The following is a 6,070-nucleotide window of genomic DNA, read 5'->3' as shown; positions in this document are numbered from 1 at the left end:
TATTCGAATTCACGGATCGCTAGATTATTTAACACCAGCTGAATACAAGTTGAAACACCTTTAAAAATTTGTTCAGTTTAGTGTTGACATTCCAGATCGTGTGTTAAAGTATTTAGAATAACTTACACACTTTAGTTGACAAGCCCATAAAACGCCATGAAAAAGGCTTTTTATCCAAAACTTCAATAGATTTATTATCTTCATAGCAACAGTCATCCAAAAAGAAAAACGGTTCTAGTTCCCAAGTAGCTAGAAAAAAACCGTTTTAGAATTCTATATTATTTACCAAACTACATTTCAATTCTTTCCTATTTAAATCCCCAAAATTTGTAACTCTTTAGGAAAGGATGTCAGTACCTCAACGTCACCTTTTTCATTAATGTAGACTTCATCTTCTATACGGACACCGCCATAATTTGGGATATAAATACCTGGCTCTATTGTAAAACATAATCCAATTTTAGCAATTTGTTCATTTTTCCCATGGATAGATGGTTCCTCATGTACTTCAATTCCTAACCCATGACCTACACGATTTTTAAAATAATTACCATAGTCATTTTTTTCGATTACTTCCCTAGCAGCGACATCAAAAGTTTTTAATGCTTTCCCTGCTTTAACTGCATTTATTCCCGCCCGATTAGACTCTAGTACAATGTTATATATTTTTCTACTTTTCTCTGTTGCTTCCTCAATAATGAAAGTTCGTGTAATGTCTGAACAATATCCTTTTTTGGTAATAACCCCGAAATCAATTAATAAAAAGTCACCACTTTGAAAACGGCGATCACCAGGAGTTCCATGTGGCATGGCAGTTTTTTCACCAGAAAGTACTATGGTTGAAAAGGAAGGACCAACAGCACCAAACTTTTTCATCAAATATTCTAGCTCTGCAGTTAGTTCCGATTCTTTCATACCGTTCCTTACTTTTTTAATCCCCTCTGCAAGCACTTTTTCAATAATATTTACTGCTTCTTGTAAACATTCAATTTCATTTCTATCTTTTTTCAATCGTTGTTTGTTTATAGCACCTTGAATATCATCATACGAGGCTTCCGGGAAGACTATTTGCAATTGATTATGACTGTACATGCTGACTTCTTTCATTTCTAAACCGATATGTTGTATTTTGAAACTAAGCTTATTTTTCAATTTAACAAAAGGATCTTCTTCATCTAAAATTGGAATAATATTTTTTATAAAAGACTCATCTACTGCAATTTCTTCATCTAATGCTGGAACAAATAAATAAAATTCCTTGTTGCGATTATCCATAACTATTGCCATAAAACGTTCGTGCGGATCACAGTTAAACCCTGTGTAATAAAATACATTTGCAGGAGATGTGATGATGGCTACATCGATATTTTCTTTCGCTAAGTGACTTTGTAATGTATTTAGTCTTGTTTGATATTGATTAATCATAAAAACCTCCATTTAGCATATAAATATATTTACAAGTATTATGTCAATAGACAGTTATATGATGTAAAAGTTATTATTTTACAAAAATTCCCTAAAACATAAAAGGGATGAATAGTTAGACTTTTTAGTACTCCTCCCAAATTAATTTTTATTTAGTATCTGCTTTAGATAAAAAGAAGATTCTTTTCCAAAATGTCCGTAAAATAATCAGGAGCTAATTTAGTTTTTATCTTCAATGCTACGAAGTATACGATTCCCGATACAATAAGTGATTGTACTGCAGGTAACCCAAAAGTTATTATATATTGTTGGATTGCATAATAAAATTGTGACTGTCTGTATTAGAATTATCTAACTTGGCATTTAATTTATTTACATATGTTGAGGCCGCAGGTTGTACGTATGCATTCAATGCTACTGCATTAATGCGTTCATATTCTCTCCATTCTTTTGTTACGTAGTAGGATGCAGGAACAGCAACTTCCGGCTACAATTCCTTAATTAAATCTACATTTTCCCTCACTTGACCTTTGTCTAAAGGGGTAAGAACTTCTCCTTTATAATTTAGTCGTTTTTCTACTTCCTGTCTTAGATCTCGTTCAGTAAAACGAAATCAATAGAAAATTTTGTTAATTGATGAACTGCTAAGAAATATGCAGATGAACTAATTTGTGGTGATAATAGCCATGTAATTTAAGTCTTTTAATTAAGTCACAAAAGCTCATAATATCAATAAGTAAAAAACATCATAAAGCTGTGTTAATTTTTTTCTGTTAACAAGCAAGGATAGAGATTAAGTTCTCATAACCTTCTTTAAATTTAAAGTGGCCTATTCTAATGAATCATACAAAATTTATTTTGATATAGTTTCTGTAGAATTTTTCACACTACCTTAGAATCTAAACTGCTTTAACTCTTCTCTAGGTGGAGATTTATAGCCTCTTAATTTGCTATGGGACCAATTCATTTTTTGTTTTAATTCAACCAGACTTTCTGCGTATTTAAAAGCTGCGAGACCAGAATCTATTACCGGTACTCCTAACTTTTCTTGAAGCTTATCATACATACCAAACTCTGCTGTACAACCTAAAACAATTATATCAGCACCATCGTTATTTATTGCACTTAAAGAAGCTGACTCAATACGATTCTTTGTTTCTTCTGGTTTTTTTTGAAATTCATGTACTTTTAAATTAACAGATTTAAAAGATGCTACTTTTTCACCAAATCCATATTTTTTAACATTTTCCTTCATTTCGGGTATGCATTTGTCTTCACTCACTATAATTGACACACTTTCTCCTAAAGTAGTAGCTATGTGTAAAGAAGCTTCTGCAGGAGCAGTTATTACCATTTTTTCACTGATTTCACGACTTGCTCTAAGAGCCGTATCATAAAAACAACCTATTACCGTGGCGTCATAGCCTTCATTCTCTGCTTGTTTTACTCTTCTTACTATTTCAGGCATAACAAGTGCTTCGTAAGAATGAAATTGTAGATGACAAGGACCAGTATTGGAATTTAAAGAAACAATATTAGCCTTTGTATTTTCCTCTTTATAGGTATTTAGCATTTCTTTAAATGAGTTATTAAAAATATCTGTATGAATAGGGTTAATAAATAATATCTTTTTCATAGTTTGTTTTCTCCTTTCAATAGCTTTTTTGATAATTGTGATCAACTATTAAATAACTATTTTCGAATATTTTTAATTTATATTAACGCTAATTTCTTTATCCTCTTTTTTAATAATAAACCTATGATAAGAAAAGTACAGTATCATACTGATAAAAAAACCATTTAACGCTGGAATAAAGTAGGGAATTAAATATGCAGATAATCCCCCTATTAACCAAGCAATTATACCTGGCCAATAAAACCCTCTTTTAGAATTTAATTTTCCTTTTGAAATTATAAAATACTCACATATAAGCACACCGGCCACTGGTGATATAAAAATAGATAGAAAATTCAGAAAACCCAAGAAGGAACTAATTATTCCAAATAATGATAAACTTGTCCCCACAATAGCTACAATTAAAGTCCACCAAATTCTACTCCATCCAAAAGCTTTGTTAAGTGCTAATCCAGCGCTATAAGCCGCTACTATATTGGTAGTCCACTGTAATACTATTATTAGTAGCAAAGCAATTGAAGGAAGCCCTAATGCAGCTAAAACTTTAGATATATCCCACGCCTCTTCTATTCCTAATGAAGTAGCTGTTAACGCCATCATAGATCCGACAATTGTTAATAGTATTAAAGGAACTCCAATTCCTACAAGACCTGAATATGATACGTCGGATAATTTTCTTTTTGTCCATCTAGTGTAATCAGGAACAAAACAACAACCTGCTACAAGCCCACCAATCACAAGATTGATTCCCCATAATAAAGAGTGGTCTCCTTCTGGTTGATAAGAGAATATTTCATTTAAATCAAAAATACTAAATACCTTTAGAACACCAAGTATTGTTATTATCAGTATGGCTGGTATACTAATATAATCTAATAATGCCATGCTGGTTATTCCAAACAATGCAGGGATTACAAATAAAATACCTAGTATTACCATAAACAACGGTGTTAAACTTGTTTGTCCACCAAAAGATTGATTTAATGCTTCTGCGGCAATGGAAACTTGTATACCATACCATCCAAAGGCTGGAATAACTGAAATTACCATACCTGTTGCGATATTTGTTCCTTTTGAACCAAAAGCTGATTCGCCTATAATATAGGTGTTTAGCCCCTCTCTTGCTCCAATTAATCCAAGTGGTACATAAAATATAAGCATCAGTATACCAGTTGCTATTAATAGAGACAGTAATGAATCACGAAAAGGTAAATTAACTATCAATCCTCCTCCGGTAGCAAATGACGATATGGCAGCTGTCATTCCAAAATATATAGCAGCAACGCTAACCCAGGACTTTCTATTTTTAAGTGGAACCGGTTTAGTAGAGTAGTCTTTTTCTTTTTGCGCCATATTACTTTTATTCAAAATTATCCCTCCTAAGTGAAATGTGACCCCTGATTGTGACTTAAGTTTAAGTAATAAGCTGAATAGGGGGATACCTATAGATACGAATAATAAAATACTCTCATCACAGTTCTTTTGGTCAATGAGTGTACATAATAGCCTCAAGGAGGCTGATGTTTATATCTTCCTCTCTTTCAGAGTCTTAACGAAAGTAGATTTTGTAAAACTAAAATAAATTAAATTCACTAACTTCTTGAATAGGGGGGGATTCGTAACCTATTTTTTTACAATGAGACCAGTTAAGCTTGTTTTTTAAATCAATTAGAAATTCGGCATACTTGAAAGGTGCAAGACTAGCATCGATAACAGGTATACCTAGATCTGCTTGTAAGTCTGCGAAAAAGCCAAATTCAACAGTACATCCTAGAATAATAGAGTCTGCTAAATCTTTTTCAATAGCTTCGGTTGCTGCTTCTCTAATTTTTTGTTTTGTAACTTCTGGATTTGTTTGAAAATCATGAACCCCTAATCCCAGCGGTTTAAAAGATGCTAATTTCTTATCAAAACCATATTTCAGCACATTATCACTCATTTCAGGTATCCATTTTCTACGTCCTACAATTATTGAAAAATTATCCCCTAGAGTAGTAGCTATATGCATAGCGGATTCTGCGGGGGCAGTAATAACCATATTTTCAACTATTTCACGACACGCCCTTAAGGCCGGATCATAAAAGCAACCTATAATTGCGGCATCGTATCCATCTTCTTCTGCTTTTTTAACAGTTTTAAGCAATTTTGGTATTACAACTGACTCATAACAATTATATTCTAAATGGGTTGGGCCCACATTATCTTGGAAGGAAACCACTTTAACTTTAGTTTCGTTATTTTTATACTTGTTTAACTGGTAAATAAAATCCTTATCATATTCACTGGTGTGAATAGGGTTTATTAACATAATTTTTTTATTCATCATTACATCTCCTTATATTTATAACTAGAGGATAGCTTCCTCTATATTAATAGTTATTTTATACTGTTAATATGCGCTGTGGATTAGTACTTCCTCCAACAGCACCCTTTTACGGGGGACTGGTCATACGAGGCTCTAACCACAGCTCTTTGCTTTATTGGTAATGAGTTTGATAACGCATAGACGTTTATTCTTAAGTAAGGTTACATGGCAAAGAGTGCGTGGACACCATAGCGCCAAAAGACAGAATGGAGTTGATATCCTTGCTTTTTGTCGGCATTGATGTAGCTAAGCATAAGCACGATATTGCGATTTTAGATGATTCTGGTGCTGTCTTCAAATCTCATCTTCGCATGAAAAATAATCGTGAAGGCTTCAAATTACTTAATCAGACCTTAGAAAAGCTTGGCCATGCATTTACAGAAGAGATTTTCATTGCAATGGAGGACACCGGTATATACGCCCTCAATCTCTTCCGATATCTATGTTCTAAGCGCTACATGGTGCACACTTACAATCCACTACTCATCAAAGAATTTGCCAAGTCAGCATCTTTAAGAAAGACAAAGACGGATAAGCGAGATGCGCTCACACATAAGCCCCTAAATGAATTTGGACACTAAGAGTTAATTATAATATACTATTTAGTGTCAAGGAGGCTAACATCATGAAACGAACAAAATATT

At 33.1% G+C, this 6,070-nt stretch carries 5 protein-coding genes; 1 reads left to right on the top strand and 4 read right to left on the bottom strand.

Features of this window, described 5'->3' with window-relative positions:
• Positions 1 to 312 precede the first annotated feature (312 nt).
• From J2Z81_RS15435 to J2Z81_RS15420, 4 genes are all read right to left on the bottom strand, one after another.
• The gene (locus J2Z81_RS15435) at positions 313 to 1,425 is read right to left on the bottom strand and encodes a M24 family metallopeptidase (RefSeq protein ID WP_226371739.1); all 1,113 of its coding nucleotides are present in this window, start codon (positions 1,423 to 1,425) and stop codon (positions 313 to 315) included.
• Between the two features lie 892 nt (positions 1,426 to 2,317).
• Entirely contained in the window at positions 2,318 to 3,061 is a 744-nt protein-coding gene (locus tag J2Z81_RS15430; RefSeq protein WP_226371738.1) for an aspartate/glutamate racemase family protein, read from the bottom strand.
• A gap of 72 nt (positions 3,062 to 3,133) precedes the next feature.
• Complete coding sequence (locus tag J2Z81_RS15425; RefSeq protein ID WP_226371737.1) at positions 3,134 to 4,429, bottom strand: purine-cytosine permease family protein; 1,296 nt, start codon at positions 4,427 to 4,429, stop codon at positions 3,134 to 3,136.
• 205 nt (positions 4,430 to 4,634) lie between these two features.
• Positions 4,635 to 5,384, bottom strand: a complete 750-nt coding sequence (locus J2Z81_RS15420) for an aspartate/glutamate racemase family protein (RefSeq protein WP_226371736.1) — start codon at positions 5,382 to 5,384, stop codon at positions 4,635 to 4,637.
• A gap of 263 nt (positions 5,385 to 5,647) precedes the next feature.
• Between J2Z81_RS15420 and J2Z81_RS15415 the strand changes: the two genes are divergently transcribed.
• Positions 5,648 to 6,007, top strand: coding sequence for an IS110 family transposase (locus J2Z81_RS15415; protein WP_226371735.1), 360 nt, complete (start codon positions 5,648 to 5,650; stop codon positions 6,005 to 6,007).
• Positions 6,008 to 6,070: the final 63 nt, after the last annotated feature.

Source organism: Virgibacillus alimentarius (assembly GCF_017874635.1).
In the GTDB taxonomy this organism is placed as follows: domain Bacteria; phylum Bacillota; class Bacilli; order Bacillales; family Amphibacillaceae; genus Virgibacillus_B; species Virgibacillus_B alimentarius.
The sequence above is the reverse complement of the archived record's forward strand: the minus strand, read 5'-3'. Positions and strand labels throughout refer to the sequence as shown.

Bases quoted from the DNA above. Each gene is read 5' to 3' on its own strand.
- J2Z81_RS15435 (WP_226371739.1), bottom strand. From the start codon at position 1,425: ATGATTAATCAATATCAAACAAGACTAAATACATTACAAAGTCACTTA.
- J2Z81_RS15430 (WP_226371738.1), bottom strand. From the start codon at position 3,061: ATGAAAAAGATATTATTTATTAACCCTATTCATACAGATATTTTTAAT.
- J2Z81_RS15420 (WP_226371736.1), bottom strand. From the start codon at position 5,384: ATGAATAAAAAAATTATGTTAATAAACCCTATTCACACCAGTGAATAT.